The 311-nt window shown below is 55.3% G+C and carries 1 protein-coding gene; it reads right to left on the reverse strand.

Features of this window, described 5'->3' with window-relative positions:
- Positions 1–311 (reverse strand): hypothetical protein (locus tag A7D14_RS20070; RefSeq protein ID WP_176712424.1); only part of this gene is annotated, 311 nt, incomplete at both ends.

Below are 311 nucleotides of genomic sequence, written 5' to 3' on the forward strand. Positions count from 1 at the left end.
ATGTCGCTTGCATTGGCCGCAACCCCGGCACTGTCATCAAGACTTGAAATATCAACCGCCGGATTGTTCCCCAACTCGTTGGCATAGGTCAATTCACCAGTGGAACTGTTGAAGGACAAGGCGGTGTTGGTCTCGGCTATCGATACGGAGGCCACATTTAGGTACAGTGCACCATCGGAACCTGCGGTTATGTTGTTGTTGGCATCACCGCTGATCAGGTTGACCGACTCGGTGCCGCCACCGTCCGTGATCTCCAGGTTACCTCCTGTGATACCGCTTCCCGTGTTGTACTCGTTCCCGGCGTCCGTGTC

This window comes from Allomuricauda sp. CP2A, from assembly GCF_001683915.1.
Lineage (GTDB): Bacteria > Bacteroidota > Bacteroidia > Flavobacteriales > Flavobacteriaceae > Flagellimonas.